The organism is Stutzerimonas sp. VN223-3 (assembly GCF_045999685.1).
Taxonomy (GTDB): Bacteria; Pseudomonadota; Gammaproteobacteria; order Pseudomonadales; family Pseudomonadaceae; genus Stutzerimonas; species Stutzerimonas stutzeri_AR.
Genome location: NZ_RBEC01000001.1, coordinates 16,175 through 40,604 on the forward strand (window position 1 = coordinate 16,175; position 24,430 = coordinate 40,604).

General features: G+C 57.2%; 35 protein-coding genes. 34 read left to right on the forward strand and 1 reads right to left on the reverse strand.

The genetic code is table 11. From position 1 onward, the window contains the following. The first annotated feature begins 55 nt into the window (after positions 1 to 55). The 33 genes from rpsL (at position 56) to D7241_RS00245 (ending at position 19,826) form a co-directional block, all read left to right on the forward strand. Positions 56 to 427 carry a 30S ribosomal protein S12 gene (gene rpsL, locus D7241_RS00085; RefSeq protein WP_003291416.1) on the forward strand — a complete coding sequence of 124 codons (372 nt, stop codon included), beginning with the start codon at positions 56 to 58 and terminating at the stop codon, positions 425 to 427. Between the two features lie 98 nt (positions 428 to 525). After that, on the forward strand, positions 526 to 996 hold the full coding sequence (gene rpsG, locus D7241_RS00090; RefSeq protein ID WP_045160593.1) for a 30S ribosomal protein S7: 471 nt from the start codon (positions 526 to 528) through the stop codon (positions 994 to 996). A gap of 31 nt (positions 997 to 1,027) precedes the next feature. Next, positions 1,028 to 3,139 (forward strand): elongation factor G, encoded by a 2,112-nt coding sequence (gene fusA, locus D7241_RS00095; RefSeq protein WP_255983748.1) that lies wholly within the window; start codon positions 1,028 to 1,030, stop codon positions 3,137 to 3,139. A gap of 30 nt (positions 3,140 to 3,169) precedes the next feature. Beyond that, the gene (gene tuf / locus D7241_RS00100) at positions 3,170 to 4,363 is read left to right on the forward strand and encodes an elongation factor Tu (RefSeq protein WP_025240334.1); all 1,194 of its coding nucleotides are present in this window, start codon (positions 3,170 to 3,172) and stop codon (positions 4,361 to 4,363) included. A 149-nt stretch (positions 4,364 to 4,512) separates the two neighbouring features. Further along, complete coding sequence (gene rpsJ, locus D7241_RS00105) at positions 4,513 to 4,824, forward strand: 30S ribosomal protein S10 (protein ID WP_003186070.1); 312 nt, start codon at positions 4,513 to 4,515, stop codon at positions 4,822 to 4,824. A gap of 82 nt (positions 4,825 to 4,906) precedes the next feature. Next, positions 4,907 to 5,542 (forward strand): 50S ribosomal protein L3, encoded by a 636-nt coding sequence (gene rplC, locus D7241_RS00110; protein WP_408099814.1) that lies wholly within the window; start codon positions 4,907 to 4,909, stop codon positions 5,540 to 5,542. Positions 5,543 to 5,554: 12 nt separating this feature from the next. Beyond that, positions 5,555 to 6,157 carry a 50S ribosomal protein L4 gene (gene rplD / locus D7241_RS00115; protein WP_255982612.1) on the forward strand — a complete coding sequence of 201 codons (603 nt, stop codon included), beginning with the start codon at positions 5,555 to 5,557 and terminating at the stop codon, positions 6,155 to 6,157. Further along, a complete protein-coding gene (gene rplW / locus D7241_RS00120) occupies positions 6,154 to 6,453 on the forward strand; it encodes a 50S ribosomal protein L23 (RefSeq protein ID WP_021209378.1) in 300 nt (99 codons plus the stop codon). The genes rplD and rplW overlap by 4 nt, the downstream gene beginning before the upstream one ends. A gap of 14 nt (positions 6,454 to 6,467) precedes the next feature. Further along, positions 6,468 to 7,289: a 50S ribosomal protein L2 gene (gene rplB / locus D7241_RS00125; RefSeq protein WP_408099815.1), complete on the forward strand. Its 822-nt coding sequence runs from the start codon at positions 6,468 to 6,470 to the stop codon at positions 7,287 to 7,289. A gap of 16 nt (positions 7,290 to 7,305) precedes the next feature. Next, positions 7,306 to 7,581, forward strand: coding sequence for a 30S ribosomal protein S19 (rpsS, locus tag D7241_RS00130; protein ID WP_021209376.1), 276 nt, complete (start codon positions 7,306 to 7,308; stop codon positions 7,579 to 7,581). Between the two features lie 13 nt (positions 7,582 to 7,594). Beyond that, positions 7,595 to 7,927 carry a 50S ribosomal protein L22 gene (gene rplV / locus D7241_RS00135; protein ID WP_003103908.1) on the forward strand — a complete coding sequence of 111 codons (333 nt, stop codon included), beginning with the start codon at positions 7,595 to 7,597 and terminating at the stop codon, positions 7,925 to 7,927. 13 nt (positions 7,928 to 7,940) lie between these two features. Continuing rightward, on the forward strand, positions 7,941 to 8,627 hold the full coding sequence (gene rpsC, locus D7241_RS00140; protein WP_021209375.1) for a 30S ribosomal protein S3: 687 nt from the start codon (positions 7,941 to 7,943) through the stop codon (positions 8,625 to 8,627). Positions 8,628 to 8,639: 12 nt separating this feature from the next. Further along, positions 8,640 to 9,053, forward strand: a complete 414-nt coding sequence (gene rplP / locus D7241_RS00145; RefSeq protein WP_021209374.1) for a 50S ribosomal protein L16 — start codon at positions 8,640 to 8,642, stop codon at positions 9,051 to 9,053. Next, positions 9,053 to 9,244: a 50S ribosomal protein L29 gene (gene rpmC, locus D7241_RS00150; RefSeq protein ID WP_003289209.1), complete on the forward strand. Its 192-nt coding sequence runs from the start codon at positions 9,053 to 9,055 to the stop codon at positions 9,242 to 9,244. Before rplP ends, rpmC begins: the two co-directional genes overlap by 1 nt. Positions 9,245 to 9,246: 2 nt before the next feature. Further along, on the forward strand, positions 9,247 to 9,513 hold the full coding sequence (gene rpsQ, locus D7241_RS00155; protein WP_029404618.1) for a 30S ribosomal protein S17: 267 nt from the start codon (positions 9,247 to 9,249) through the stop codon (positions 9,511 to 9,513). Between the two features lie 23 nt (positions 9,514 to 9,536). Further along, positions 9,537 to 9,905 carry a 50S ribosomal protein L14 gene (rplN, locus tag D7241_RS00160; RefSeq protein WP_003289207.1) on the forward strand — a complete coding sequence of 123 codons (369 nt, stop codon included), beginning with the start codon at positions 9,537 to 9,539 and terminating at the stop codon, positions 9,903 to 9,905. Positions 9,906 to 9,916: 11 nt separating this feature from the next. After that, positions 9,917 to 10,231, forward strand: a complete 315-nt coding sequence (rplX, locus tag D7241_RS00165; RefSeq protein ID WP_019339971.1) for a 50S ribosomal protein L24 — start codon at positions 9,917 to 9,919, stop codon at positions 10,229 to 10,231. Positions 10,232 to 10,250: 19 nt separating this feature from the next. Continuing rightward, on the forward strand, positions 10,251 to 10,790 hold the full coding sequence (gene rplE / locus D7241_RS00170; protein ID WP_019339970.1) for a 50S ribosomal protein L5: 540 nt from the start codon (positions 10,251 to 10,253) through the stop codon (positions 10,788 to 10,790). A 13-nt stretch (positions 10,791 to 10,803) separates the two neighbouring features. Continuing rightward, on the forward strand, positions 10,804 to 11,109 hold the full coding sequence (gene rpsN / locus D7241_RS00175) for a 30S ribosomal protein S14 (protein WP_021209373.1): 306 nt from the start codon (positions 10,804 to 10,806) through the stop codon (positions 11,107 to 11,109). Between the two features lie 185 nt (positions 11,110 to 11,294). Then, entirely contained in the window at positions 11,295 to 11,687 is a 393-nt protein-coding gene (gene rpsH, locus D7241_RS00180) for a 30S ribosomal protein S8 (protein WP_003281824.1), read from the forward strand. Positions 11,688 to 11,700: 13 nt separating this feature from the next. Continuing rightward, entirely contained in the window at positions 11,701 to 12,234 is a 534-nt protein-coding gene (rplF, locus tag D7241_RS00185; protein ID WP_021209372.1) for a 50S ribosomal protein L6, read from the forward strand. 10 nt (positions 12,235 to 12,244) lie between these two features. Next, a complete protein-coding gene (gene rplR, locus D7241_RS00190) occupies positions 12,245 to 12,595 on the forward strand; it encodes a 50S ribosomal protein L18 (protein ID WP_021209371.1) in 351 nt (116 codons plus the stop codon). A 3-nt stretch (positions 12,596 to 12,598) separates the two neighbouring features. Next, positions 12,599 to 13,099 carry a 30S ribosomal protein S5 gene (rpsE, locus tag D7241_RS00195; RefSeq protein WP_019339966.1) on the forward strand — a complete coding sequence of 167 codons (501 nt, stop codon included), beginning with the start codon at positions 12,599 to 12,601 and terminating at the stop codon, positions 13,097 to 13,099. A 2-nt stretch (positions 13,100 to 13,101) separates the two neighbouring features. Further along, the gene (gene rpmD / locus D7241_RS00200; protein WP_003281818.1) at positions 13,102 to 13,281 is read left to right on the forward strand and encodes a 50S ribosomal protein L30; all 180 of its coding nucleotides are present in this window, start codon (positions 13,102 to 13,104) and stop codon (positions 13,279 to 13,281) included. A gap of 3 nt (positions 13,282 to 13,284) precedes the next feature. Further along, positions 13,285 to 13,719 (forward strand): 50S ribosomal protein L15, encoded by a 435-nt coding sequence (rplO, locus tag D7241_RS00205; RefSeq protein WP_102852780.1) that lies wholly within the window; start codon positions 13,285 to 13,287, stop codon positions 13,717 to 13,719. Beyond that, on the forward strand, positions 13,720 to 15,048 hold the full coding sequence (gene secY / locus D7241_RS00210; RefSeq protein ID WP_408099816.1) for a preprotein translocase subunit SecY: 1,329 nt from the start codon (positions 13,720 to 13,722) through the stop codon (positions 15,046 to 15,048). It begins immediately after the preceding gene. Positions 15,049 to 15,076: 28 nt separating this feature from the next. After that, positions 15,077 to 15,193 (forward strand): 50S ribosomal protein L36, encoded by a 117-nt coding sequence (gene rpmJ, locus D7241_RS00215; protein WP_014854209.1) that lies wholly within the window; start codon positions 15,077 to 15,079, stop codon positions 15,191 to 15,193. 131 nt (positions 15,194 to 15,324) lie between these two features. Further along, on the forward strand, positions 15,325 to 15,681 hold the full coding sequence (rpsM, locus tag D7241_RS00220; RefSeq protein WP_037025764.1) for a 30S ribosomal protein S13: 357 nt from the start codon (positions 15,325 to 15,327) through the stop codon (positions 15,679 to 15,681). Positions 15,682 to 15,700: 19 nt separating this feature from the next. Further along, positions 15,701 to 16,090 carry a 30S ribosomal protein S11 gene (gene rpsK / locus D7241_RS00225; RefSeq protein WP_014854207.1) on the forward strand — a complete coding sequence of 130 codons (390 nt, stop codon included), beginning with the start codon at positions 15,701 to 15,703 and terminating at the stop codon, positions 16,088 to 16,090. Between the two features lie 17 nt (positions 16,091 to 16,107). Continuing rightward, complete coding sequence (rpsD, locus tag D7241_RS00230) at positions 16,108 to 16,728, forward strand: 30S ribosomal protein S4 (protein WP_158186161.1); 621 nt, start codon at positions 16,108 to 16,110, stop codon at positions 16,726 to 16,728. Positions 16,729 to 16,750: 22 nt separating this feature from the next. After that, the gene (locus tag D7241_RS00235) at positions 16,751 to 17,752 is read left to right on the forward strand and encodes a DNA-directed RNA polymerase subunit alpha (RefSeq protein WP_019339960.1); all 1,002 of its coding nucleotides are present in this window, start codon (positions 16,751 to 16,753) and stop codon (positions 17,750 to 17,752) included. Between the two features lie 45 nt (positions 17,753 to 17,797). Next, complete coding sequence (gene rplQ, locus D7241_RS00240; protein ID WP_255982597.1) at positions 17,798 to 18,184, forward strand: 50S ribosomal protein L17; 387 nt, start codon at positions 17,798 to 17,800, stop codon at positions 18,182 to 18,184. A 181-nt stretch (positions 18,185 to 18,365) separates the two neighbouring features. Next, on the forward strand, positions 18,366 to 19,826 hold the full coding sequence (locus tag D7241_RS00245; RefSeq protein WP_255982595.1) for a catalase: 1,461 nt from the start codon (positions 18,366 to 18,368) through the stop codon (positions 19,824 to 19,826). A 198-nt stretch (positions 19,827 to 20,024) separates the two neighbouring features. Here the strand turns inward: D7241_RS00245 and uvrA are convergent, their stop codons facing one another. After that, positions 20,025 to 22,862, reverse strand: a complete 2,838-nt coding sequence (uvrA, locus tag D7241_RS00250; protein ID WP_255982593.1) for an excinuclease ABC subunit UvrA — start codon at positions 22,860 to 22,862, stop codon at positions 20,025 to 20,027. 131 nt (positions 22,863 to 22,993) lie between these two features. On the opposite strand from uvrA, the gene D7241_RS00255 reads away from it, so the two are divergent. Next, positions 22,994 to 24,361 (forward strand): MFS transporter, encoded by a 1,368-nt coding sequence (locus D7241_RS00255; RefSeq protein ID WP_408099817.1) that lies wholly within the window; start codon positions 22,994 to 22,996, stop codon positions 24,359 to 24,361. The last annotated feature ends 69 nt before the right edge of the window (positions 24,362 to 24,430 follow it).

The window sequence follows — 24,430 nt, forward strand, 5'->3', positions numbered from 1 at the left end:
GCCGTGCGCCCTGCCATTTTTCGTTTGTGTCGAAAGACAACAGTGGAGCTAGTAGATGGCAACGATCAACCAGCTGGTACGCCAGCCGCGCAAGCGCGTCGTCGAGAAAAGCGACGTCCCTGCGCTGCAGAACTGCCCGCAACGCCGTGGTGTGTGCACTCGCGTGTACACCACCACGCCAAAGAAACCGAACTCTGCACTGCGTAAAGTATGCCGTGTTCGCCTGACCAACGGTTTTGAAGTCGCCTCCTATATCGGTGGTGAGGGGCATAACCTGCAAGAGCACAGCGTGGTGCTTATCCGTGGCGGTCGTGTAAAAGACCTTCCGGGTGTTCGCTACCACACCGTGCGCGGTTCGCTGGATACCTCTGGTGTCAAGGATCGTAAGCAGGGTCGCTCCAAGTACGGCGCCAAGCGTCCGAAGTAATCAGTATTTCTATTTATTTGAGTCGATAAGAGTAAGGTCGGGCGTAACCTCTTCGTTATAGTCCCGGGCTAACCTGAAGACCGTTTGAGGGCTTATCAATGCCAAGACGTCGTGTAGCAGCCAAGCGCGAGATCCTTGACGATCCGAAGTACGGAAGTCTGATTCTTGCCAAGTTCATGAACCACGTAATGGAAAGCGGCAAGAAGGCCGTTGCCGAACGTATCGTTTATGGTGCTCTGGACAAGGTCAAAGAGCGCAAGAATAGCGATCCCCTGGAAATCTTCGAAAAAGCACTCGACGCCATCGCTCCGCTGGTCGAAGTGAAGTCCCGCCGCGTAGGTGGTGCGACTTACCAGGTTCCGGTCGAAGTTCGTCCTTCCCGTCGTAACGCCTTGGCGATGCGCTGGCTGGTAGATGCTGCGCGCAAGCGTGGCGAGAAATCCATGGCCCTGCGTTTGGCAGGTGAGCTGTCGGATGCATTTGAAGGCAAGGGCGCTGCAGTCAAGAAGCGTGAAGATGTGCACCGCATGGCTGAGGCCAACAAGGCGTTCTCGCACTACCGTTTCTAAATCCCGGTACCACTCAATTTGCGAGGGCTTTATGGCTCGTAATACAGCAATTAACCGCTACCGTAACATCGGTATCTGTGCGCACGTTGATGCGGGCAAGACCACTACGACCGAGCGGATCCTGTTTTATACAGGCCTTAGCCACAAGATGGGTGAGGTGCATGACGGTGCGGCTACTACCGACTGGATGGTGCAGGAGCAGGAGCGTGGTATCACCATTACCTCCGCTGCCGTTACCACCTTCTGGAAAGGTTCGCGCGGTCAGTACGATAATTACCGTGTAAACGTTATTGACACCCCTGGTCACGTTGACTTCACCATTGAAGTAGAGCGTTCGCTGCGCGTTCTTGATGGCGCTGTCGTCGTGTTCTGTGGTACCTCCGGTGTTGAGCCGCAGTCCGAAACGGTATGGCGTCAGGCTAACAAATACGGCGTGCCGCGTATCGTTTACGTGAACAAGATGGATCGTGCTGGCGCCAACTTCCTGCGCGTCGTTGGTCAGATCAAGAATCGGCTGGGGCACACCCCAGTGCCGGTTCAGCTGGCTATTGGTTCCGAAGAGAACTTCGAAGGCCAGATCGATTTGATCAAGATGAAGGCCATCTACTGGAACGAAGACGACAAGGGTACTTCCTACCGCGAGGAGGAAATTCCGGCCGAGCTTCAAGATTTGGCGGACGAGTGGCGCTCGAACATGATCGAGTCGGCTGCCGAAGCCAATGAAGAACTGATGAACAAGTATCTCGAAGGCGGCGAGCTGACCGTCGAGGAAATTAAGGCAGGCCTGCGTGCGCGCACCCTGGCTGGTGAAATCGTTCCTGCAGTTTGCGGCTCGTCGTTCAAGAATAAGGGCGTTCCTCTTGTTCTCGATGCGGTGATCGACTACTTGCCTGCTCCTACCGAAATCCCTGCGATTCAGGGCGTTCATCCGGATAGCACCGAAGAAAACGAGATCAAGGACGAGCGCCACGCTGACGACGACGAGCCTTTCTCGGCTCTGGCGTTCAAGATCGCGACTGACCCGTTCGTGGGCACGCTGACCTTTGTTCGTGTGTACTCTGGCGTCTTGCAGTCTGGTGACTCGGTCATCAACTCGGTCAAGGGCAAGAAAGAACGCGTTGGTCGTATGGTGCAAATGCATGCCAACCAGCGTGAGGAAATTAAGGAGGTGCGCGCGGGCGACATCGCTGCGCTGATCGGCATGAAAGACGTGACCACTGGTGAAACCCTGTGTAACGCTGACAAGCCAATCATCCTTGAGCGCATGGATTTCCCGGAGCCGGTCATCTCGGTAGCTGTCGAGCCGAAAACCAAGGCCGACCAGGAAAAGATGGGTATCGCACTGGGCAAGTTGGCCCAGGAAGACCCTTCGTTCCGCGTCAAGACCGACGAAGAAACCGGCCAGACCATTATCTCCGGTATGGGCGAGCTGCATCTGGATATCCTCGTGGACCGCATGAAGCGCGAGTTCAACGTCGAGGCCAACATCGGCAAGCCGCAGGTTTCCTACCGCGAGAAGATCACCAAGAACTGCGAAATCGAAGGTAAGTTTGTTCGCCAGTCCGGTGGTCGTGGCCAGTTCGGTCATTGCTGGATTCGCTTCGCGCCGGCAGACGAAGGTCAGGAAGGTCTGGTGTTCGTCAACGAGGTTGTAGGTGGTGTGGTTCCGAAGGAATACATCCCGGCGATCCAGAAGGGCATCGAAGAGCAGATGAAGAACGGCGTCGTTGCCGGTTATCCGCTTATTGGCCTGAAGGCAACCGTTTTCGATGGTTCCTACCATGACGTCGACTCTAACGAGATGGCGTTCAAGGTGGCCGCTTCCATGGCGACCAAGCAGCTGGCCCAGAAGGGTGGCGGTGTTGTGCTTGAGCCGATCATGAAGGTAGAAGTGGTAACCCCTGAGGACTACATGGGTGACGTGATGGGTGACCTGAACCGTCGTCGCGGTCTGATCCAGGGTATGGAAGATACGGTTACCGGCAAGGTGATCCGTGCTGAGGTTCCGCTCGGTGAGATGTTTGGTTATGCGACCGACGTGCGTTCCATGTCCCAAGGTCGTGCAAGCTACTCCATGGAATTCTCCAAGTACTCCGAGGCTCCGTCGAATATCGTCGAAGCACTGGTTAAAAAACAAGGTTGATTCAGCCCTTTAAGTAAGAGGTTTACTGTCGTGGCTAAAGAAAAATTCGAACGTAACAAACCGCACCTGAACGTCGGCACCATTGGTCACGTCGACCATGGCAAGACCACGCTCACCGCCGCGCTGACCAAGGTCTGCGCGGAGACCTGGGGCGGCTCTGCGCGTGACTTCTCGCAGATCGACAACGCGCCGGAAGAGAAGGCTCGTGGTATCACCATCAACACCTCCCACGTTGAATATGATTCCTCGATCCGTCACTACGCGCACGTTGACTGCCCAGGTCACGCTGACTATGTGAAGAACATGATCACCGGTGCGGCGCAGATGGACGGTGCGATCCTGGTTTGCTCCGCTGCTGACGGCCCGATGCCGCAAACTCGCGAGCATATCCTGCTGTCCCGTCAGGTTGGTGTTCCTTATATCGTGGTCTTCCTGAACAAGGCTGACATGGTGGATGACGCTGAGCTGCTCGAGTTGGTCGAGATGGAAGTGCGTGATCTGCTGTCGACTTACGACTTCCCTGGCGACGACACGCCGATCATCATCGGTTCTGCTCTGATGGCCCTGAACGGCCAGGACGACAACGAGATGGGCGTATCGGCCGTGCGCAAGCTGGTCGAGACTCTGGATAGCTACATTCCAGAGCCTGAGCGCGCTATCGACAAGCCGTTCCTAATGCCGATCGAAGACGTGTTCTCGATCTCCGGTCGCGGTACCGTTGTGACTGGTCGTGTTGAGCGCGGCATCGTCAAGGTTCAGGAAGAGATCGAAATCGTTGGTATCCGCGCCACGACCAAGACCACCTGCACTGGTGTCGAGATGTTCCGCAAGCTGCTCGACGAAGGTCGTGCTGGTGAGAACGTGGGCGTGCTGTTGCGCGGCACCAAGCGTGATGACGTCGAGCGCGGTCAGGTTCTGGCCAAGCCGGGCACCATCAAGCCGCACACCAAGTTCGAAGGCGAAGTCTACGTACTGAGCAAGGAAGAAGGCGGTCGCCATACTCCGTTCTTCAAGGGCTACCGTCCGCAGTTCTACTTCCGTACCACTGACGTGACTGGTAACTGCGAACTGCCGGAAGGCGTTGAGATGGTAATGCCGGGCGACAACATCAAGATGGTTGTTACCCTGATCGCTCCGATCGCCATGGAAGACGGCCTGCGCTTCGCGATTCGCGAAGGTGGTCGTACCGTTGGTGCTGGTGTGGTTGCCAAGATCATCGAATAATATTTTCGATGTCGGAAAGGGTCCTTCGGGGCCCTTTTTCTATTATTGATCATTTATTGACACCCCCTGGACGCATCCGTACAATTGCGCCTCCTTTTACCGGGCGTATTGCGCCTAGTAGGGATGGCTAATTGGAGTCTGAGGTCAAAATGCAAAACCAACAAATCCGTATTCGGTTGAAGGCTTTTGACCATCGCCTGATCGATCAATCAACCCAGGAAATCGTGGAAACCGCGAAGCGTACTGGTGCTCAGGTGCGTGGTCCGATTCCACTGCCAACCCGCAAAGAGCGGTTCACTGTTCTGGTTTCTCCGCACGTCAACAAAGATGCGCGCGACCAGTATGAGATCCGTACTCATAAGCGTGTGCTGGACATCGTTCAGCCGACTGATAAGACCGTCGATGCGCTGATGAAGCTTGATCTTGCGGCTGGTGTGGAAGTGCAGATCAGCCTCGGCTAAAACCTAGGAGTTTTAGTCGTGTAACGCTCTGAAATGGGCGGCCATAGCGGGTGAAAGCCCCGTACACTCAAGAGGTTACAACATGACTATTGGTGTAGTCGGTCGTAAATGCGGTATGACCCGCATTTTCATCGAAGATGGTGTCTCTATTCCGGTTACGGTCATCGAGATCGAGCCGAATCGCGTCACTCAGTTCAAGAATGAAGAGAGCGATGGCTATCGCGCCGTACAGGTCACTGTCGGCGAGCGTCGCGCGTCCCGTGTTACCAAAGCTCAGGCTGGTCACTTCGCGAAGGCGAACGTAGCTGCCGGTCGTGGCGTTTGGGAGTTCCGTCTTGATGGCGAGGAATTCCAGGCTGGTGACCAGATCAACGCTGAAATCTTCCAGGCTGGACAGATGGTGGATGTCACCGGTCAGTCCAAAGGTAAAGGCTTTGCCGGTACCATTAAGCGCTGGAATTTCCGTGGTCAGGACAATACTCACGGTAACTCCGTATCCCACCGCGTTCCGGGTTCGATTGGCCAGTGCCAAACACCAGGCCGCGTTTTTAAGGGCAAGAAGATGTCCGGGCACATGGGCGCCGAGCGCGTAACCGTGCAGTCCCTGGAAATCGTGCGTGTCGATGCTGAGCGTAACCTGCTGTTGGTCAAGGGTGCAGTGCCCGGCGCCACTGGTGGTGACGTTGTCGTGCGTCCGGCTGCCAAGGCTCGCGGGTAAGGGGGAGTTCACATGCAATTGAATGTTAATGGCGCACAAGCCATCGAAGTCTCCGAGCAAACCTTTGGTGGTGAGTTCAATGAGACGCTGGTGCACCAGGCAGTCGTCGCCTACATGGCTGGCGGTCGTCAGGGTAGCAAGCAGCAGAAGACTCGCTCCGATGTGTCCGGTGGCGGCAAGCGTCCCTGGCGTCAGAAGGGTACTGGTCGCGCTCGTGCCGGTACTTCGCGTGGTCCGATCTGGCGTGGCGGTGGTGTGACTTTCGCAGCTCGTCCGCAGAACCATGATCAGAAGCTCAACAAGAAGATGTATCGCGCAGCGCTGCGCTCCATCCTCTCCGAGCTAGTGCGCTCTGAGCGTCTGGTCGTTGTGGAAGACTTCGCTGTCGACAGCCCCAAGACCAAGCTGCTTGCTAACAAGCTGACTGACATGGGTCTGAACGATGTGCTGATCGTTTCCGATGCTGTTGATCAGAATCTTTATCTGGCGGCTCGCAACCTGCCTCACGTCGATGTACGCGATGTGCAAGGTTCGGATCCTGTCAGCCTGATCGCCTATGACAAGGTGTTGATCACCGTGTCGGCTGTGAAGAAATTCGAGGAGCTGCTGGGATGAACCAGGAACGCGTATTCAAAGTCCTGCTTGGCCCACACGTCTCCGAGAAGGCAACCATGCTGGCCGACAGCAAGAGCCAGTTCGTTTTCAAGGTTGCTACTGATGCAACCAAGCTGGAAATCAAGAAGGCCGTCGAAAGCCTGTTCAACGTGAAGGTGGCCAAGGTCAGTACCCTGAATGTTCAGGGTAAGACCAAGCGCACCGCTCGCGGTCTGGGCAAGCGTAACGACTGGAAGAAGGCGTACATCGCGCTTCAGCCGGGCCAGGATCTCGATTTCTCCGGCAACGCTGAGTAAGGAAGGGGTGCATCATGGCAATCGTTAAATGCAAACCGACTTCCGCGGGCCGCCGTTTCGTGGTCAAGGTGGTCAATCAGGAGCTGCACAAAGGCGCTCCTTATGCTCCGCTGCTCGAGAAGAAGTCGAAGTCCGGCGGTCGTAACAACAACGGTCGTATCACCACTCGTCACATCGGTGGTGGTCATAAGCAGCATTACCGTCTGGTCGATTTTCGTCGCAACAAGGATGGCATCCCTGCCATCGTCGAACGCGTCGAATACGATCCGAACCGTACTGCGCACATCGCGCTGCTGAAGTACGCCGACGGTGAACGTCGCTACATCATTGCGCCGAAAGGCGTAACCGCTGGCGATCAGCTGCTCTCCGGCGTCAACGCGCCGATCAAGGCTGGTAACAGCCTGCCGCTGCGCAACATTCCGCTGGGTTCCACCGTTCACGGTGTCGAGCTCAAGCCGGGCAAGGGTGCTCAGATCGCTCGCTCCGCTGGTGCTTCGGCTCAGCTGGTTGCGCGTGAAGGCGCCTATGTAACCCTGCGTCTTCGCTCCGGCGAGATGCGCAAAGTGCTGGCTGAATGCCGCGCGACCCTGGGCGAAGTCTCGAACTCCGAGCACAGCCTGCGTTCGCTGGGTAAAGCCGGTGCCAAGCGTTGGCGCGGTGTTCGCCCGACCGTTCGCGGTGTGGCAATGAACCCGGTCGATCACCCCCACGGTGGTGGTGAGGGTCGTACCTCCGGTGGTCGTCATCCGGTGTCGCCATGGGGCTTCCCAACCAAGGGCGCGAAGACTCGCTCTAACAAGCGCACCGATAACATGATCGTCCGTCGTCGCAAGTAACTAGAGGGATACGACAGTGCCGCGTTCTCTGAAAAAAGGTCCTTTTATCGATCTTCACCTATTGAAGAAGGTCGAAGTGGCGATGGAAAAGAACGATCGCAAGCCGGTTAAAACCTGGTCGCGTCGTTCGATGATCCTGCCGCAAATGGTCGGTCTGACCATCGCTGTGCATAACGGCCGTCAACATGTCCCCGTTCTCGTGAGCGAAGACATGGTCGGTCACAAACTCGGCGAGTTCGCTGGTACCCGCACCTATCGCGGGCACGTAGCGGACAAGAAAGGCAAGCGCTAAGGGGTAAGGAAAGATGGAAGTAGCCGCTAAGTTGTCGGGCGCTCGCATCTCCGCCCAGAAAGCCCGCCTGGTCGCCGACCAGATCCGCGGGAAGAAGGTGGGCGAAGCGCTCAACCTGCTGGCTTTCAGCAGTAAGAAAGCCGCCGAGATCATGAAGAAAGTGCTGGAGTCGGCCGTAGCCAACGCCGAGCACAACGAAGGCGCTGACGTGGATGACCTGAAGGTTTCCACCGTCTTCGTCAACGAGGGGCGTTCGCTTAAGCGCATCATGCCGCGTGCCAAAGGCCGCGCTGATCGCATCGTCAAGCGGTCTTGCCATATCACTGTCAAGGTTGCGGACAAGTAACGGAGTCGATCAGATGGGTCAGAAAGTACATCCCACTGGCATTCGCCTGGGAATCGTCAAGGAGCACACTTCCGTCTGGTACGCAGACGGTCGTACGTACGCCGATTATCTGCTTGCAGATCTGAACGTGCGTGAGTACCTCCAAGACAAACTAAAAAGCGCGTCCGTAAGCCGTATCGATATCCATCGTCCGGCTCAGACAGCACGCATCACCATCCACACTGCTCGTCCCGGTATCGTGATCGGCAAGAAAGGTGAAGATGTCGAGAAGCTGCGTCAGGACCTGACCAAGAAAATGGGTGTGCCGGTGCACATCAACATCGAAGAAATCCGCAAGCCGGAACTCGATGCAATGCTGGTAGCACAGAACGTCGCTCAGCAGCTGGAGCGTCGCGTAATGTTCCGTCGCGCCATGAAGCGCGCCGTACAGAACGCGATCCGCATTGGTGCCAAGGGCATCAAGATCCAGGTGAGCGGTCGTCTGGGTGGGGCTGAAATCGCCCGTACGGAATGGTATCGGGAAGGTCGTGTGCCGCTGCACACCCTGCGTGCCGATATCGACTACAACACCTACGAAGCGCACACCACCTACGGTGTGATCGGCGTCAAGGTCTGGATCTTCAAAGGCGAAGTGATTGGTGGTCGCCATGAAGAGCTCAAGCCGCAAGCGCCTGCGCCTCGTAAAAAAGCTGCCAAGTAAGGAGTACGCCAAATGTTGCAACCCAAGCGTACAAAATTCCGCAAGCAGATGACCGGCCACAACCGTGGCCTGGCTCAGCGCGGTAGCAAAGTCAGCTTCGGCGAGTTCGCTCTGAAGTCTGTTGCGCGTGGTCGTCTCACCGCGCGTCAGATCGAGTCCGCACGTCGTGCGTTGACCCGTCACGTGAAGCGTGGCGGCAAGATCTGGATCCGCGTATTCCCCGACAAGCCTGTCACCAAGAAGCCTCTGGAAGTCCGGATGGGTAAAGGTAAGGGTAACGTCGAGTACTGGGTAGCCCAGATTCAACCGGGCAAGGTGCTCTACGAGATCGAGGGTGTTTCCGAAGAGCTGGCGCGTGAGGCATTCGCCCTGGCCGCTGCAAAGCTGCCGCTCGCCACCTCCTTTGTTAAGCGGACGGTGATGTGATGAAAGCGAATGAACTTCGTGAAAAATCCGCTCAGCAGCTGAACGAGCAACTGCTCGAGCTGCTGCGCGACCAGTTCAATCTGCGCATGCAGAAAGCAACTGGCCAGTTGGGGCAGTCTCACCTGCTCTCGCAAGTCAAGCGCGACATCGCTCGTGTCAAGACTGTGCTCAACCAGCAGGCAGGTAAGTGATCATGGCTGAAGTTGAAAAAACTGTCCGCACGCTGACTGGCCGCGTCGTCAGCGACAAGATGGACAAAAGCATCACCGTTCTGATCGAGCGTCGCGTCAAGCACCCGATCTACGGTAAATACGTGAAGCGTTCGACCAAACTGCACGCCCACGACGAAACCAACCAGTGCCGTATCGGCGACAAGGTCACTATCCGCGAGACTCGTCCGCTGGCGAAGACCAAGTGCTGGATGCTGGTTGATGTCGTTGAACGTGCCGTCGAAGTCTAAGGGCTAGGGGTCGGAGAAATTATATGATTCAGACTCAATCAATGCTCGATGTGGCGGATAACAGTGGCGCTCGTCGCGTCATGTGTATCAAGGTCCTCGGCGGTTCGCACCGCCGTTACGCCGGCATCGGCGACATCATCAAGGTTACCGTCAAGGAAGCGATTCCGCGTGGCAAGGTCAAGAAAGGCCAGGTAATGACTGCTGTCGTAGTCCGTACCCGTCACGGTGTTCGTCGTCCGGACGGCTCCATTATCCGCTTCGATGGCAATGCTGCTGTTCTGTTGAACAACAAGCAGGAGCCTATTGGCACCCGTATTTTCGGGCCGGTGACCCGTGAACTTCGTTCCGAGAAGTTCATGAAGATCGTCTCGCTCGCGCCTGAAGTGCTGTAAGGAGAAGCCGCATGCAAAAGATTCGTCGCAACGACGAGATCATCGTCATCGCCGGCAAAGACAAGGGTAAGCGCGGTAAGGTGCTTCGGGTTCTCGCTGACGACCGTCTGGTCGTCGGTGGCATCAACCTGGTCAAGCGTCATACCAAGCCGAACCCGATGTCGGGCGTTCAGGGCGGTATCGTCGAGAAAGAGGCGCCACTGCACGCCTCTAACGTCGCTATCTTCAATGGCGAAACCAACAAGGCTGACCGCGTTGGATTCAAGGTTGAAGACGGCAAGAAAATTCGTGTCTTCAAGTCGACCCAAAAGCCGGTTGAAGCTTGAGACTGCTAGGTAGATAACCATGGCACGACTAAAAGAAGTTTATCGGAAGCAAATCGCTCCCAAGCTGAAAGAAGAGCTTCAGCTCGGCAACGTGATGGAAGTTCCGCGCATCACCAAGATCACCCTTAACATGGGTATCGGCGAGGCGATCGGTGACAAGAAAATCATCGATAACGCCGTTGCTGATCTTGAAAAGATCACCGGCCAAAAGGTCGTCGTGACTCACGCTCGCAAATCCATCGCAGGCTTCAAGGTCCGCGAAGGTTGGCCGATCGGCGTCAAGGTGACGCTGCGCAGCGATCGTATGTATGAATTCCTGGATCGTCTGTTGTCGATCTCCCTGCCTCGGGTCCGCGACTTCCGCGGCCTGAATGCCAAGTCGTTCGACGGCCGTGGCAACTACAGCATGGGCGTCAAAGAGCAGATCATCTTCCCGGAAATCGATTATGACAAGATCGATGCCCTGCGTGGTCTGGACATCACTCTGACCACTACTGCTCGGACGGATGAAGAGGGTCGCGCACTGCTGCGTGCCTTCAACTTCCCGTTCCGTAACTGATTGGAGTAGGCACATGGCTAAGCAAAGCATGAAGAACCGCGAGCTGAAGCGTCAGCAGACGGTTGCCAAGTACGCCCAGAAGCGTGCCGCGCTGAAAGCGATCATCGCTAACCCGGAGTCCACTCCGGAAGCGCGTTGGGAAGCTCAGGTTGCGTTGCAGAAGCAGCCGCGCGACGCGAGTGCATCTCGCCTGCGCAATCGCTGCCGCCTGACCGGTCGTCCGCATGGTGTTTATCGCAAGTTCGGTCTTGCGCGTAACATGCTGCGTCAGGCCGCTATGCGCGGTGACGTTCCAGGTCTGGTCAAGGCCAGCTGGTAAGATGGTGGCCCGGCGTTCGCGTCGGGCTTGCTGTTTTCAATCAAGCCCCTTACGGGGCTTGATTCGTTTCTGGACTATCTCTAGAATGTCCGGCTCGCCCGAGCCACGCCCTTTGGTGTTTGCTCTTCTTGTCGGCGACACGAGCCCTCGCGGGCTTATTTTTTAGTATTAGGAGCCAAGAGCCCATGAGTATGCAGGACCCGTTAGCGGACATGCTAACTCGTATCCGTAATGCCCAGATGGCCGAAAAGTCCGTCGTAAGCATGCCGTCTTCCACTCTGAAGGTGGCTGTAGCCAACGTTCTTCAAGGTGAAGGCTATATCGCAGGATACAACGTCAGCAGCGACGCCAAGCCGCAGCTGTCCATCGAGCTAAAGTACTTCGAAGGCCGTCCGGTCATCGAGGAACTCAAGCGCGTAAGCCGTCCTGGCCTTCGCCAGTACAAATCCGTTGATCAGTTGCCGAAGGTTCGCGGCGGTCTGGGTGTTTCGATCGTGTCCACCAACAAAGGTGTGATGACTGATCGGGCTGCTCGCGCTGCTGGCGTCGGCGGCGAAGTGCTCTGCACAGTGTTCTAAGGGGGGGATAAGCATGTCTCGCGTTGCTAAGAACCCCGTCAAGCTGCCCGCCGGTGTTGAATTCAACATGTCTGGTCAGCGGCTTTCGGTGAAGGGTGCCAAGGGTGCTCTCGAACTGAATGTGCACTCGTCCGTGGAAGTTATTCACGAGGCTGGTGAGCTGCGTTTTGCTGCGCGTAATGGCGATCAGCAGAACCGTGCCATGGCCGGTACCACCCGTGCGCTGGTTAACAACATGGTGATCGGCGTCAGCCAAGGCTTCGAGCGCAAGCTCCAGCTGGTTGGTGTTGGTTACAAGGCGCAAGCCAAAGGTCAAGTGCTGTCCCTGGCTCTCGGCTTCTCGCATCCGGTGGAATATGAACTGCCGCAAGGCGTTACCGCTGAGACCCCCAGCCAGACCGATATCCTGATCAAGGGTGTCGATAAGCAACTGGTCGGTCAGGTGGCTGCTGAAATCCGTGATTTCCGTCGTCCTGAGCCTTACAAAGGCAAAGGCGTGCGTTACTCGGACGAAGTGGTCCGTCGTAAAGAAGCTAAGAAGAAGTAGGGCATAGCAAATGAGCGTAAAGAAAGTTACTCGTCTGCGTCGCGCTCGCAAGGCACGCCTGAAGATGCGCGAGCTGGAAGCCGTACGCCTTTGTGTGTACCGCTCTTCGCAGCACATCTACGCCCAGGTCCTTTCGGCCGACGGCGGCAAGGTCCTGGCCAGTGCCTCGACTCTCGACAAAGAACTGCGCGACGGAGCCACCGGCAACGTCGACGCTGCCAAGAAAGTTGGTCAGCTGGTCGCTGAGCGTGCTAAGGCCGCAGGTGTCACCCAGGTGGCGTTCGACCGTTCTGGCTTCAAGTACCACGGTCGTGTCAAGGCACTGGCTGATGCTGCTCGTGAAGGCGGGCTGGAGTTCTAAGTTATGGCATATAACGAGCAAAAGCGCGACGAAGGCTACATTGAGAAGCTGGTTCAAGTTAACCGCGTCGCCAAAACAGTAAAAGGCGGCCGTATCTTCACCTTCACCGCGTTGACCGTGGTGGGTGATGGTAAGGGTCGTGTCGGTTTCGGTCGTGGTAAGTCCCGCGAAGTTCCGGCCGCTATTCAGAAGGCCATGGAAGCGGCTCGCCGCAATATGATCCAGGTCGATCTGAACGGCACCACGCTGCAATACGCCACCAAGGCTGCGCATGGCGCTTCCAAGGTGTACATGCAGCCTGCTTCCGAAGGTACCGGTGTAATCGCTGGTGGTGCCATGCGCGCCATTCTGGAAGTTGCCGGCGTGCAGAACGTCCTGGCCAAGTGCTATGGCTCCACCAACCCGGTGAACGTGGTTCATGCCACCTTCAAGGGTTTGAAAGCCATGCAGTCGCCTGAGTCGATCGCTGCGAAGCGTGGCAAGAGCGTTGAGGAGATTTCCTGATCATGGCTAACACCGTCAAGGTCACGCTGATCAAAAGCGTCAGCGGTCGTATCCCCAATCACAAGCTGTGCGTCAAGGGTCTCGGCCTGCGTCGCATTGGTCACACCGTGGAAGTTCAGGACACTCCTGAAAATCGCGGCATGATCAACAAGGCTTATTACATGCTCCGTGTGGAGGGCTAAGCCATGCAACTGAACGATTTGCGTTCTGCGCCAGGCGCCCGTCGCGAAAAGCTGCGTCCGGGCCGTGGTATCGGTAGCGGCCTCGGCAAGACCGGTGGTCGTGGTCACAAGGGTCAGACTTCCCGCTCCGGCGGCAAGATCGCGCCCGGTTTCGAAGGCGGCCAACAGCCATTGCATCGTCGCCTGCCGAAGTTCGGCTTCGTCTCCCTGAAAGCGATGGATCGTGCCGAGGTTCGTACTTCCGAACTGGCCAAGGTCCAGGGCGATGTCGTAACCGTGCAGAGCCTTAAGGATGCCAACGTCATCAACCAGAACGTGCAGCGGGTGAAAATCATGCTGTCCGGTGAGGTTGGGCGTGCGGTCACCTTGAAGGGCATCGCCGCCACCAAAGGTGCGCGTGCGGCTATCGAAGCAGCTGGCGGCAAGTTCGAGGAATAAATGGCTAAGCAAGGTGCTCTCTCCGCGCTGAGTAATGGCGGGCTGTCTGAACTCTGGGCTCGTCTGCGTTTTCTGCTGATGGCGATCATCGTCTATCGTGTTGGTGCGCACATCCCGGTGCCGGGTATCAATCCCGACAGGTTGGCCGAGCTGTTCCGTCAGAACGAAGGGACCATCCTTAGCCTGTTCAACATGTTCTCTGGTGGTGCGCTGGAGCGCATGAGCATTTTCGCGTTGGGGATCATGCCGTACATTTCGGCATCGATCATCATGCAGCTCATGACCGCTGTTAGTCCTCAACTGGAACAGTTGAAGAAAGAAGGCGAGGCGGGCCGTCGCAAGATAAGCCAGTACACGCGTTACGGTACGCTGGTGCTGGCTATTGTGCAGGCTATAGGTATGGCGGTCGGTCTAGCTGGCCAGGGTGTCGCTTTCAGTAACGACTTCGGCTTCTACTTCGTGGCTATCACCACCTTCGTGGCTGGTGCGATGTTCATGATGTGGTTGGGTGAGCAGATTACCGAGCGAGGTGTTGGTAACGGCATCTCGATGCTGATTTTTGCTGGTATCGTCGCTGGTCTGCCCGGTGCTTTAGGGCAGTCGTTCGAGTCTGCGCGGCAAGGTGATGTCAATATCATCGCGCTGCTGGCTGTCGGGCTCCTGGCCGTTGCGATCATTGGTTTTGTGGTGTTCATTGAGCGTGGTCAGCGGCGTATAGCCGTGCACTACGCCAAGCGTCAGCAAGGTCGGAAGGTTTTTGCTGCGCAGACCAGCCACTTGCCGCTGAAAGTGAACATGGCCGGTGTCATTCCTGCGATCTTTGCTAGCAGTATTCTGTTATTCCCCGCTTCGCTGGGGCAATGGTTCGGCCAGTCGGAAAGCATGGGCTGGCTGGCTGATGTCTCTCAATCGATCGCGCCTGGTCAGCCGTTGAATATCTTGTTGTTCAGCGCCGGCATCATCTTTTTCTGCTTCTTCTACACGGCATTGATGTTCAATCCTAAAGACGTTGCGGAGAACCTGAAGAAGTCCGGTGCGTTTATCCCAGGGATTCGTCCTGGTGAGCAGTCGGCGCGCTATATCGATGGCGTACTGACTCGCTTGACCATGTTCGGTGCCCTCTACATGACGGCCGTATGTCTGCTACCTCAGTTCCTTGTGGTGGCAGCAAACGTTCCGTTCTACCTTGGCGGGACATCGTTGCTGATCGTGGTTGTGGTTGTAATGGACTTCATGTCCCAAGTGCAGTCGCACCTCATGTCTCACCAGTATGATTCCCTGATGAAAAAAGCCAACCTGAAGGGCTATGGCAGCGGAATGCTTCGCTGACTTGTCCGTAAGGTTCTAGGAGTTGGTCATGAAAGTTCGTGCATCGGTCAAAAAACTGTGCCGCAACTGCAAAATCGTCCGTCGCGAAGGCGTCGTTCGGGTGATCTGCAGCGCAGAACCGCGTCACAAACAGCGCCAAGGCTGATTGTGAGCTAAGGCTTGAGCCCGGTAGCTAGTGCGCTGCCGGGTTGATTATTTGTTATTACAGCGTTAGTATCTCGCGCCCTTTTCTTGGCTTCCGGGGCGTTGGGTAGCTGTCAATTGGAGTTTCACTGAATGGCCCGTATTGCAGGCGTAAACATTCCGGATAACAAGCACACTGTTATCTCGCTGACCTACATCTATGGTGTTGGTCGCACCCGTGCGCAGTCTATCTGCGCCGCTACCGGCGTAAATCCGGCAGCAAAAATCAAGGATCTCTCCGACGAGCAGGTCGAACTGCTGCGCGGCGAAGTGGCCAAGTTCATCGTTGAAGGTGATCTGCGTCGCGAAGTCAACATGAAGATCAAGCGCTTGATGGACCTGGGTTGCTACCGCGGCCTGCGCCATCGTCGTGGTCTGCCGGTGCGCGGTCAGCGTACCAAGACCAACGCTCGCACCCGTAAGGGCCCGCGCAAGCCGATCCGCAAGTAATCGCGTAGGAATTTAAGTAATGGCAAAACCTGCTGCTCGTCCTCGTAAAAAAGTCAAAAAGACAGTGGTTGATGGCATCGCCCACATCCATGCGTCTTTCAATAACACCATCATCACGATCACCGATCGCCAGGGTAACGCGTTGTCCTGGGCGACGTCCGGTGGCTCGGGCTTCCGCGGTTCGCGTAAAAGCACCCCGTTCGCTGCTCAGGTAGCCGCAGAGCGTGCCGGTCAGGCTGCACTGGAATATGGTCTGAAGAACCTCGACGTCAACGTCAAGGGGCCAGGTCCGGGTCGTGAATCTGCTGTTCGTGCATTGAACGGCTGTGGTTATAAAATCGCCAGCATCACCGACGTGACGCCGATCCCGCACAACGGGTGCCGTCCGCCGAAGAAGCGCCGCGTGTAATCAGGAGACAGTGAGAAATGGCTCGTTATATTGGTCCCAAGTGCAAACTGTCTCGTCGTGAAGGCACCGATCTCTTTCTGAAGAGTGGTGCGCGCGCGCTCGAATCAAAGTGCAACATCGAAACCCCACCGGGTGTTCATGGTCAGCGTCGTGGTCGTCTGTCTGACTACGGTACTCAGCTGCGTGAAAAGCAGAAAGTCCGCCGTATCTATGGCGTGCTTGAGCGCCAGTTCAGCGGTTACTACAAGGAAGCGGCCAGTCGTAAGGGCGCTACCGGTGAAAACCTGCTGCAACTGTTGGAATGCCGTCTGGACAACGTGGTTTACCGCATGGGCTTCGGCTCTACTCGTGCCGAATCGCGTCAGCTAGTTTCCCACAAGGCAATCAGTGTTAACGGCAAGACCGTTAATGTTCCGTCCTTCCAAGTGAAGGCGGGTGATGTTGTCGCCGTCCGTGAGAAGTGCCGTAACCAGCTGCGTATCGCCCAAGCCCTGGAACTGTGCGTACAGCGCGGTCGCGTTGAGTGGGTCGAAGTAGATGCCGACAAGAAATCCGGTGTTTTCAAGAATGTTCCGGCTCGCAGTGATCTGTCCGCCGACATCAACGAAAACCTGATTGTCGAGCTCTACTCCAAGTAAGGGCTAGAAAATAGGTGTATCCATGCAGATTTCGGTAAATGAGTTCCTGACCCCCCGCCATATCGATGTGCAGGTGGTCAGTCCGACCCGTGCCAAGATTACGCTCGAGCCTCTTGAGCGTGGTTTCGGCCATACCCTGGGCAACGCGCTGCGCCGCATTCTGTTGTCCTCCATGCCCGGCTGCGCTGTGGTCGAGGCTGAGATCGACGGTGTGCTCCACGAGTACAGCGCCATCGAGGGCGTGCAGGAAGATGTAATCGAAATCCTGCTGAACCTCAAAGGTATCGCCATCAAGCTGCATGGCCGTGATGAAGTGACCTTGAGCCTGGTGAAGAAGGGCGCGGGCGCTGTTACCGCTGCCGATATCCAGCTGGATCACGATGTCGAAATCGTCAATGGTGATCATCTGATCGCCAACCTGGCGGCTAATGGGTCGATCAACATGAAGCTCAAGGTCGCTCGCGGCCGTGGTTACGAGCCAGCAGACGCGCGCCAGAGCGATGAAGATGAAAGCCGCAGTATTGGCCGTCTTCAGCTCGACGCAACTTTCAGCCCGGTTCGTCGCGTAGCTTATGTTGTCGAAAACGCTCGTGTTGAGCAGCGTACTAACTTGGACAAGCTGGTCATCGATCTGGAAACCAACGGAACCCTGGATCCTGAAGAAGCGATCCGTCGTGCCGCGACCATTCTGCAGCAGCAGTTGGCCGCGTTCGTCGACCTCAAGGGTGACAGCGAGCCGGTCGTGGTCGAACAGGAAGACGAGATCGATCCGATCCTGTTGCGTCCAGTTGATGACTTGGAACTGACCGTGCGGTCGGCGAACTGCCTCAAGGCAGAAAACATCTACTACATCGGTGACCTGATTCAGCGCACTGAAGTAGAGCTGTTAAAAACGCCGAATTTGGGCAAGAAGTCTCTGACCGAAATCAAAGACGTTCTGGCTTCCCGTGGTCTGTCCCTCGGTATGCGCCTCGACAATTGGCCGCCGGCAAGTCTCAAGAAGGACGATAAGGCTACGGCCTGATCGTCCCTAGTCACCGAACTAATCGTTTGGTAAGGAATTTCAATCATGCGTCATCGTAAAAGTGGCCGTCATCTCAGCCGCACAAGCGCACATCGCAAGGCCATGTTTCAGAACATGGCGGTATCGCTGTTCGAGCACGAACTGATCAAGACTACTCTGCCCAAGGCCAAGGAGCTGCGTCGTGTTGCAGAGCCGCTGATCACCTTGGCCAAGGAAGACAGCGTTGCCAATCGTCGTCTGGCTTTCGACCGTACCCGTTCGAAGGCTATCGTCGGTAAATTGTTCAGTGATCTAGGCCCGCGTTATGCCACCCGTCAGGGTGGTTATCTGCGCATCCTCAAGTGCGGCTTCCGTGCCGGGGACAATGCACCGATGGCTTACGTCGAACTGGTCGACCGTCCGGTTACCGGTGAAGTGGAAGCATCCGAATAAGCTCCAGCTTTTCGGAACAGAAAACCGAGCCTCCAGGCTCGGTTTTTTTATATCTGGATTTTCTATCGAGGGTCTTGATTCAACGCATTGGCCCCGGTTCGCCTGGCTTCCTATGATGCTCCCCGTACCGCCGGTATCACCGGTTTCGCTGTATTTATGGACTGCCGTTCAAGGAGCCAACATGACTGACAAGCCCAGATTGACGACCGTCGCCGGCGCGCCGGTGGCTGAAAACCAGAATTCCATGACCGCCGGCTCACGTGGCCCGATGCTGCTGCAAGATGTTTGGTTTCTGGAGAAGCTTGCACACTTTGATCGTGAAGTGATTCCCGAGCGGCGCATGCATGCCAAGGGCTCTGGCGCCTTTGGCGAGTTCGTGGTTACCCACGACATCACCCGCTACACCAAGGCGACGATATTCTCCAAAATTGGAAAAAAGACGTCGATGTTCGCGCGTTTCTCTACTGTGGCAGGCGAGCGTGGCGCCGCCGATGCCGAGCGGGATATCCGTGGTTATGCCCTGAAGTTTTATACCGAGCAGGGCAATTGGGACATGGTCGGCAACAACACGCCGGTCTTCTTTTTTCGCGATCCGCTGAAATTTCCCGACCTGAACCACGCGGTCAAGCGCGACCCGCGCACTAACATGCGCAGCGCCAACAATAATTGGGACTTCTGGACCAGCCTGCCCGAAGCGCTGCACCAGATTACCTATGTGATGGGTGATCGAGGGATCCCAGCTTCCTACCGACACATGCACGGTTTCGGCTCGCACACCTACAGCTTCATCAGTGCCGATAACCAGCGCTACTGGGTCAAGTTCCATTTCAAGACCCAGCAGGGCATCAAGAACCTTACCGATGCTGAAGCCGCCGCGATTGTTGCGGGCGATCGTGAAAGCTCTCAGCGCGACCTGTTCGAGGCTATTGAGCGTGGCGATTTTCCACGCTGGACCATGTATGTGCAGGTGATGCCCGAAGCCGAGGCGGCAAGCTATCGCTTCCATCCGTTCGATCTGACCAAGGTCTGGTCGAAGAAGGATTACCCGCTGATCGAAGTGGGTTACTACGAGCTCAACCGCAATGCCGACAACTACTTCCAGGATGTCGAGCAGGCAGCATTCACGCCCGCGAACGTAGTGCCGGGCATCAGCTTCTCGCCGGATCGCATGCTGCAGGGGCGTCTGTTCTCCTACGGCGATGCACAGCGCTACCGGCTAGGTGTCAATCATCACCAGATCCCGGTCAATGCGCCGCGTTGTCCAGTGCATAGCTATCATCGCGATGGTGCGATGCGGGTCGATGGCAATCACGGTGGTCGCTTGCACTACGAGCCGAACACTTACGGCGAATGGCGGGAGCAGCCTGACTTTAGCGAGCCGCCGCTGGCGCTCGAAGGTGCCGCTGCCCGTTACGATTATCGCGCAGATGATGCTGACTATTTCACCCAGCCGGGCGATCTGTTCCGGCTGATGAATGCGGATGAGCAGCAACGTCTATTCGAGAACACGGCGCGGGCCATGGGTGATGCGGCGCGCCATATCAAGCTGCGGCACATCAAGCATTGCTACCTGGCTGACCCAGGCTATGGTGCTGGCATCGCCAGCGCTCTTGATCTCCCGGTCGAGGAAGCGCTGGCCTGATCAGCACGCCGCATAAAGAAGCCCGTGGCAACTGCTACGGGCTTCTTCGTTTTCGGGGCGCGGTAAGGGCGGGTTGAACACGCTCGAGCGAGCTAATCTATCGATACAGGACGTGAGCGCTGATGCTCATCCGAGGCTTTGCGGCCGTGTTAAGAGCTGTAGCCGTTTCATCACGGTGCGCAGTGAATGGCTACAGATCTAGACCTTATCTCGCTCCAGCAGCGGCTTGAGGAAGTGACCGGTATGTGATTGCGGCATTCGCGCAACTTCCTCGGGCGTGCCGGTCGCTATAATCTGCCCGCCTTTCGATCCGCCTTCGGGGCCTAGATCGACGAGCCAGTCAGCGGTCTTGATCACGTCCAGGTTGTGCTCGATCACCACGACGGTGTTGCCGTGGTCGCGCAGCCGGTGCAGCACGTCGAGCAGTTGCTGGATATCGGCGAAGTGTAAGCCGGTGGTGGGTTCATCAAGGATGTAAAGCGTCTTGCCCGTATCGCGCTTGGACAGCTCTCGAGAGAGCTTGACCCGCTGCGCCTCGCCGCCGGAAAGCGTGGTCGCGCTTTGCCCCAGCTTGATGTACGACAAGCCCACATCCATTAGTGTTTGTAGCTTTCGCGCGACGGCCGGTACCGGATCGAAAAACTCCCGAGCCTCCTCGATCGTCATGTCCAGCACTTCGGTAATGCTCTTGCCCTTGTACTTCACTTCCAAGGTTTCGCGGTTGTAGCGCTTGCCCTTACACACATCGCAAGGAACGTAAATGTCCGGCAGGAAGTGCATCTCCACCTTGATCACGCCGTCGCCCTGGCAGGCTTCGCAGCGGCCGCCCTTAACGTTGAACGAGAAACGGCCGGGTCCGTAACCGCGCGAGCGTGCTTCGGGTACGCCGGCGAACAGCTCGCGAATAGGCGTAAACAAGCCGGTATAGGTTGCAGGATTGGAACGTGGTGTGCGGCCGATCGGGCTCTGATCGATATCCACCACCTTATCCAGATGCTGCAGGCCGTCAAACGAGTCATGGGGCGCGACTTCAAGTGTCGTTGCGCCGTTCAAGGCTGTGGCGGTTATGGGGAACAGCGTGTTGTTGATCAGCGTCGACTTACCCGAGCCGGAGACACCGGTGATACAGGTGAGCAGCCCGACTGGAATTTCCAGATCGACGTTGCGTAGATTGTTGCCACGCGCGCCTTTGAGTTTGAGTAGTTTGCTGGCGTCGCGTGGGGTGCGCTCGGCAGGGTAGAGAATCTTCACCCGTCCGGACAGATAGCCGCCAGTAAGCGAGGCAGGATTGTTCATCACCTCGTCGGGTGTGCCCTCGGCGACAATTTGCCCGCCGTGCACGCCGGCACCGGGGCCGATGTCGACTACATAATCGGCAAGCCTTATGGCGTCTTCGTCGTGCTCGACGACGATCACGGTATTGCCGATGTCTCGCAGGTGGCGCAGGGTGCCGAGCAGGCGTTCGTTGTCGCGTTGGTGCAGGCCGATCGAGGGTTCGTCGAGGATGTACATCACTCCGACCAGACCCGCTCCGATCTGGCTGGCCAAACGGATACGCTGCGCCTCGCCACCAGATAAGGTATCGGCGCTGCGGTCCAGGGTTAGGTAATCGAGACCGACGTTGACCAGAAACTGCAGACGCTCGCGGATTTCCTTGAGAATCTTGTCGGCAATTTCGCCGCGACGGCCCGACAGAGAGAGACCTCCAAAGTATTCGGTAGCATCGCCTATCGGCAGTCCGGTCACTGCCGGCAGAGTCTTGTCGCCTACCCATACATGGCGCGCTTCGCGGCGTAGGCGGGTGCCTCGGCATTCTGGGCAGGGCTGGGTGCTGAGGTATTTGGCCAACTCTTCGCGCACCGAGTTGGACTCGGTTTCCCGATAGCGGCGCTCGAGGTTGGGGATGATTCCCTCGAAGGGGTGTGAACGTTTGACGATGTCGCCGCGATCATTCAAGTAGCGGAAGTCCACGTTCTCCTTCCCGCTGCCGCGCAATACGGCTTTCTGCTGCTCCGCCGGGAGAGAATCAAAAGGCTCCTCGAGACTGAAACCGTAATGCGTGGCGAGTGAGCCCAGCATCTGGAAGTAATAGACGTTGCGCCGATCCCAGCCGCGAATCGCGCCCTCGGCCAGCGTCAGTTCGCCATTGACCAGGCGCTTGGCGTCGAAGAACTGTTTGACCCCGAGGCCGTCACAGGTCGGACAGGCCCCGGCCGGATTGTTGAACGAGAACAGCTTGGGCTCGAGTTCGCTGATCGAATGACCGCAGATCGGGCAGGCGAAGCGTGCGGAAAAGATCATTTCCTCGCTGTCGTCTTCCTCTTCCATCGAGGCGACCAACGCGATGCCGTCGGCCAGCTTGAGTGCTGTTTCGAAAGATTCGGCGAGACGCTGTTGCAAATCGCTGCGTACCTTGAAGCGATCTACCACCACGTCGATGGAATGCTTCTTCTGCTTATCCAGTTTTGGCAGCTCATCGAGCTCGTATAGCCGGCCATTGACCCGCGCGCGGACGAAACCCTGAGCGCGCAGTTCGTCGAATACCGCCAGGTGTTCGCCTTTGCGCTCGCGAATCACCGGCGCCAGCAGCATCAGCTTGCGGCCCTCCGGTAGTGCCAATACTTGATCGACCATCTGGCTGACGGTCTGCGCCTCCAGCGGGGCGTCGTGGTCGGGACAGCGCGGGGTGCCTACTCGGGCATAGAGCAGTCTCAGGTAATCGTAGATCTCGGTGATGGTGCCGACCGTGGAACGCGGATTGTGCGAGGTGGACTTCTGCTCGATGGAGATCGCAGGGGACAGCCCTTCGATGGTATCTACGTCGGGCTTTTCCATCATCGAGAGAAATTGCCGGGCATATGCCGAAAGCGACTCGACGTAGCGCCGCTGTCCTTCGGCATAAAGCGTATCGAACGCCAGAGAGGACTTGCCGGAACCGGACAGGCCGGTAATCACGATCAGCTTGTCGCGCGGCAGGGTCAGGTCGATGTTCTTCAGGTTATGGGTACGAGCCCCACGAATCAGAATCTTGTCCAAAGCAGCCTCGCTTGGCGGGCGAAAACCCGAAATTATACGGCCGTAGGCGACGTCGCGGCAAAATAGCGCGCCTGTGCCGCGCAGGGGATGACTGTTAGAATCGCCGCCGGTTCATTGAAGCGAGACCCTCCATGCAGGATCCTTACAGCGAGCGAATGAGCTCCAGCGAAACCCGCGCAGCATCCGGGCTGGCCCTGGTTTTCGCGTTTCGCATGCTCGGCATGTTCATGGTGCTGCCAGTGCTGGCAACCTACGGCATGGATCTGCAGGGTGCTACGCCGGCGCTGATTGGTCTCGCTATTGGTGCTTATGGTTTGACCCAGGCGATGCTGCAAATTCCGTTCGGCATGCTCTCTGATCGGATCGGCCGCCTGCCAGTGATCTATTTCGGCTTGCTGATCTTCGCCGCGGGGGCAGTATTGGCGGCGACGGCCGATTCTATCTGGGGCGTGATCGCCGGCCGCATCCTGCAGGGTGCTGGGGCGATCTCGGCCGCGGTGATGGCGCTGTTGTCGGATCTCACACGCGAGCAGCATCGCACCAAGGCGATGGCGATGATTGGCATGAGCATTGGCATTTCGTTCGCGGTGGCAATGGTCGTCGGTCCTCTGCTGACCCGCGCTTTCGGTCTGTCCGGATTATTCTGGGCGACTGCCGGGATGGCTCTGATGGGTGCGCTGGTTGTCGCCACATTGCCGCGCGCTCACCAGCATCTACGCCATCGTGAATCAGGTGTCGCCAAGCAGGCGCTCGGTGCCACGCTGCGTCATCCGGATTTGCTTCGGCTGGACTTTAGCATCCTCGCGTTGCACGCAATCCTCATGGCCAGTTTCGTTGCACTGCCGTTGGCGCTGGTAGAGGAAGCGGCGTTACCCAAGGACGAACACTGGTGGGTCTACCTCACGGCCCTGGTGGTTGGTTTCTTCGGCATGGTGCCCTTCATCATTTATGGCGAGAAGAAGCGTCAGATGAAGCGCGTCCTGTTAGGAGCCGTTAGCGTGCTGCTGTTGGCCGAGGTGTTCTTCTGGTGGTTCGGTGATCGTCTCTGGTCGCTAGTCGGTGGCATGATCGTGTTCTTCATCGCTTTCAATCTGCTGGAAGCATCGCTGCCCTCGCTGATCAGCAAGGTCGCGCCAGCTGGTGGCAAGGGCACGGCGATGGGGGTTTACTCTACCAGTCAGTTTCTTGGTGCTGGCATTGGCGGCATTTTTGGTGGTTGGTTCTATCAGCAAGGTGGTCTAGGGCTGGTTTTTATCGGTTGCGCGGCGCTTTGCGCGCTGTGGTTGATGGTTGCCTGGGGCATGCGCGAGCCACCGTACGTTACCGGCCTGCGCCTGCCATTGTCGGTTGACGCCGCGATTAATCCTGCTCTCGCTGAGCAAATGTTGGCGGTTCCGGGCGTGTCGGATGCCGTGGTGATTGCCGAGGAAGCGGCTGCCTATGTCAAGGTCGACATGCGGGCGCTGGATCGGGCTGCGCTTGATCGTCTGGTTGCCTGATTAGTCTGGCTGCATTGTGAGCATCAGCCACCATCAAGCTGTCCACATTCCCATATCGTGAAGTCGCGC